The organism is Bacillus sp. PSXD-155 (assembly GCF_049310765.1).
GTDB lineage: Bacteria > Bacillota > Bacilli > Bacillales > Bacillaceae_G > Bacillus_A > Bacillus_A cereus.
Map to the genome: position 1 here is coordinate 1 of NZ_JBMOWC010000114.1, position 4,454 is coordinate 4,454.

A 4,454-nucleotide genomic window follows, 5' to 3' on the forward strand; every position below is an offset into this window, starting at 1 on the left:
TTATCCGGTATTAGCCCCGGTTTCCCGGAGTTATCCCAGTCTTATGGGCAGGTTACCCACGTGTTACTCACCCGTCCGCCGCTAACTTCTTGAGAGCAAGCTCTCAATCCATTCGCTCGACTTGCATGTATTAGGCACGCCGCCAGCGTTCATCCTGAGCCAGGATCAAACTCTCCAATAAAGTTAGTTTGTCTAGCATCTAAAAATAAAAATTGACGTTTCACGTTGTTTGTTTCGTTCAGTTTTCAAAGAACTACTTGGTCGCTCATTTGCGACTTCCTTATGTTAACATCTTCGTTAGTTAATGTCAACTAAGTTTTTCATTTCGTTTGTCGCTTGCGACGTTAATGTCATCGGCGACTTGTCCTATATTACACTTCATTTGTATAATCGTCAATATGTTTTTTTAAAAACTTTATATTTTATAGAATACATATACGTAATCAAATTATCTATTTACGCATTTCTTCTATAGTTATATACAAGCACCCCACAGAACTATCTATAGGGTGCTATTCCATCATAAAAGCTATTGTTCTTTTGATGGCACCGAACAACTTCCATCAGCACAAGAAAGATCGCTTCCACCATCTGCTGAAAGTTCCTGTAACTTCGGTGCAGGATTCTCTTCTTCCCAAACTTGCTGAAGTGCACCAACAAAAGTTTCAAGTGGTTGTGCACCTGAAATAGCATACTTTTGATTAATAATAAAATAAGGCACTCCCGAAATTTGATATTGCTGAGCAATCGCTTCATCAATTCTAACATCATTTGCGTACGCATTTTTATCATTAATAACATTTAAAGCTTCTTGCTTATCTAAACCTGAGGCTGCAGCGATAATAGCAAGTGTATCCACATCACTTAAATTTTTCGATTCAGTGAAATATGCAAAAAGTAGATTCTCCGTAATCTCCTTTTCTTTTCCATGATTCTTTGCAAACTTCGCAAGACGATGCGCATCAAACGTATTCGTCGGCTTCATCTCATCAAAATTAAAACTTAAACCCATACTAGCTGCATGATTTCCTAGCTGTACGTTATTACGCTTAGCTTCTTCAATACTAATCCCATACTTTGATGCAAGCACTTCATTAATACTTGTTCCAGAGTAAACGGGAGTATTCGGATCCAACTCAAAACTTTTAAACTCAACTTCAACATCCTTCTTATGTGGAAATTGCTCTAAAGCCATCTCTAATCTACGTTTCCCAATATAGCAAAATGGGCATACAAAATCCGACCAAACCTCAATTTTCATATAAACACCTCATTAACATTTAGTTTTCAATCATTGTAGCACTGAGATTAAGGAATTCAAAAGTTTTTGCTCTATCTCCTTCATATAGTACATACAAAAATACACTTATAGCAGACTACCTAATTAACAAAAACAACGATAATCAAAAGGATTAACTATTATCCCTCCGATTATCGTCTATATAAATGCAACAACTTTAATTATGCCGGAATATACTTCCCTACGAACTTCCATACGGTATTCCAATATTTATTCGAATCTACTTTCTCCGCTTCTCCATGCCCAGCACCTGGAACAATTAATTTCTCTTTTTCTACTTTTGCAGCATTATATACTTCATCTAACATTTCAAAAGGAACGAATGTATCAGCATCCCCATGAATGAATAGCATAGGTGTTTTACTTTTCGCCACTTGTTTTACAGCTGAAGCTTCTTCTAAATCATATCTAGCTCTTAATTTTGTAACTGTATTTGCCGCATTCATAACAGGAAACTTCGGCAAGTGGAATAAATCTTTTAGCTGATAAGTAAATTCATCAATAACGGTTGAGTATCCACAATCTTCAATAATAACTTTAACATTAGAAGGTAAATCTTCTCCTGAAGTCATCATTACAGTTGCCCCGCCCATTGAAACACCAAATAGAGCTATTTCAGCATTAGGATCTTTCTTTAAGATTTGTTGAATCCAAATCAAAACATCTTTACGATCATGCCAGCCCATACCAACATAATCCCCTTCACTATTTCCGTGCCCACGAAGGTCTGGTGCTATGACATTATAGCCTTGTTCATAAAAGTTACGAATATATTTCGTCATTTCTGATGCTCTACCATTGTATCCATGAACCACAATTGCCCATTTATGACTAGATGATTCATTCATATATTCATAGCCTTTTAAATTCAATTTATCGAAAGAACGTATAGTTAATGTGTTAGGTTTATACTTCGATACGAAGTTCGCATTCTTTTCTTCATTTGTAGCCAATACATCTCCCGATGCATTTACCGTTTCTACTAAATGAGGATTATCTTGCAAAAATTCTTTTTCTTGTTTCGCATTCAACGCGTAGTTATAAAAATAATTCCCAACTAACATATACACGATTAATAGAAGGACTAAGACTACTATAGTAATTATACCTATCCTTTTCATATTATCTCCTTTTCTAACTTAAATCTTCTTATATTAAAGTACATCAAAAAACAACTGTACTATTTTAACACACCAGTGAATCTTATCTTTAAGAAATAAAATAGAAAATCTTAAATTACATATCAAAAATCACGAAAGAAATCGAATAAAACTTATATAAATATGTAATTAGCTTTGAAAAGAAGTTACAAAACACAAAAAAGACGAGTCATTCTGACTCGTCTTAAAGTTGCTTGGCGACGTCCTACTCTCACAGGGACAAGGTCCCAACTACCATCGGCGCTAGAGAGCTTAACTTCCGTGTTCGGTATGGGAACGGGTGTGACCTCTCTGCCATCATCACCAAACTATGAAGGCATATTCCTTCAAAACTAGATAACATTTGCTACATATTATATGGTTAAGTCCTCGATCTATTAGTATTCGTCAGCTCCACATGTCACCATGCTTCCACCTCGAACCTATCAACCTGATCATCTTTCAGGGATCTTACTAGCTTACGCTATGGGAAATCTCATCTTGAGGGGGGCTTCATGCTTAGATGCTTTCAGCACTTATCCCTTCCGCACATAGCTACCCAGCTATGCCCTTGGCAGAACAACTGGTACACCAGCGGTGCGTCCATCCCGGTCCTCTCGTACTAAGGACAGCTCCTCTCAAATTTCCTACGCCCACGACGGATAGGGACCGAACTGTCTCACGACGTTCTGAACCCAGCTCGCGTACCGCTTTAATGGGCGAACAGCCCAACCCTTGGGACCGACTACAGCCCCAGGATGCGATGAGCCGACATCGAGGTGCCAAACCTCCCCGTCGATGTGGACTCTTGGGGGAGATAAGCCTGTTATCCCCGGGGTAGCTTTTATCCGTTGAGCGATGGCCCTTCCATGCGGAACCACCGGATCACTAAGCCCGACTTTCGTCCCTGCTCGACTTGTAGGTCTCGCAGTCAAGCTCCCTTATGCCTTTGCACTCTACGAATGATTTCCAACCATTCTGAGGGAACCTTTGGGCGCCTCCGTTACACTTTAGGAGGCGACCGCCCCAGTCAAACTGCCCACCTGACACTGTCTCCCGGGTCGATAAGACCCGTAGGTTAGAATTTCAATACAGTCAGGGCGGTATCCCACCAGCGCCTCCACCGAAGCTAGCGCTCCGGTTTCAATGGCTCCCGCCTATCCTGTACAAACTGTACCAAAATTCAATATCAGGCTACAGTAAAGCTCCACGGGGTCTTTCCGTCCTGTCGCGGGTAACCTGCATCTTCACAGGTACTATAATTTCACCGAGTCTCTGGTTGAGACAGTGCCCAAATCGTTACACCTTTCGTGCGGGTCGGAACTTACCCGACAAGGAATTTCGCTACCTTAGGACCGTTATAGTTACGGCCGCCGTTTACTGGGGCTTCAGTTCAGAGCTTCGCTTACGCTAACCCCTCTCCTTAACCTTCCAGCACCGGGCAGGTGTCACCCCCTATACTTCGCCTTACGGCTTCGCAGAGAGCTGTGTTTTTGCTAAACAGTCGCTTGGGCCTATTCACTGCGGCTTTCCGTTAAGAAAGCACCCCTTCTCCCGAAGTTACGGGGTCATTTTGCCGAGTTCCTTAACCAGAGTTCTCTCGCACACCTTAGGATTCTCTCCTCGCCTACCTGTGTCGGTTTGCGGTACAGGCACCTTTTATCTCGCTAGAAGCTTTTCTTGGCAGCGGGGAATCAAAGACTTCGCTCCATAAGGAGCTTCCCCATCACAGCTCAGCCTTCACGATAAGCGGATTTGCCTACTTATCAGCCTAACTGCTTGGACGTGCACAACCAATCGCACGCTTCTTCTATCCTTCTGCGTCCCTCCATTGCTCAAACGATAAAGAGGTGGTACAGGAATATCAACCTGTTGTCCATCGCCTACGCCTGTCGGCCTCGGCTTAGGTCCTGACTAACCCTGAGCGGACGAGCCTTCCTCAGGAAACCTTAGGCATTCGGTGGACGGGATTCTCACCCGTCTTTCGCTACTCATACCGGCATTCTCACTTCTAA

2 protein-coding genes and 3 rRNA genes are annotated in these 4,454 nt (G+C 41.9%); all 5 read right to left on the reverse strand.

The window, feature by feature from the left end; genetic code table 11:
• Nucleotides 1-181: ribosomal RNA gene (locus ACO6VI_RS32760) — 16S ribosomal RNA — on the reverse strand; the annotation flags it as partial.
• Nucleotides 182-529: 348 nt separating this feature from the next.
• A complete protein-coding gene (locus ACO6VI_RS32765) occupies nt 530-1,261 on the reverse strand; it encodes a DsbA family oxidoreductase (RefSeq protein ID WP_000687922.1) in 732 nt (243 codons plus the stop codon).
• 200 nt (nt 1,262-1,461) lie between these two features.
• Nucleotides 1,462-2,421, reverse strand: coding sequence for an alpha/beta hydrolase (locus ACO6VI_RS32770; protein WP_422425179.1), 960 nt, complete (start codon nt 2,419-2,421; stop codon nt 1,462-1,464).
• Nucleotides 2,422-2,652: 231 nt separating this feature from the next.
• A 5S ribosomal RNA gene (gene rrf / locus ACO6VI_RS32775) occupies nt 2,653-2,768 on the reverse strand.
• 49 nt (nt 2,769-2,817) lie between these two features.
• Nucleotides 2,818-4,454: ribosomal RNA gene (locus tag ACO6VI_RS32780) — 23S ribosomal RNA — on the reverse strand; the annotation flags it as partial.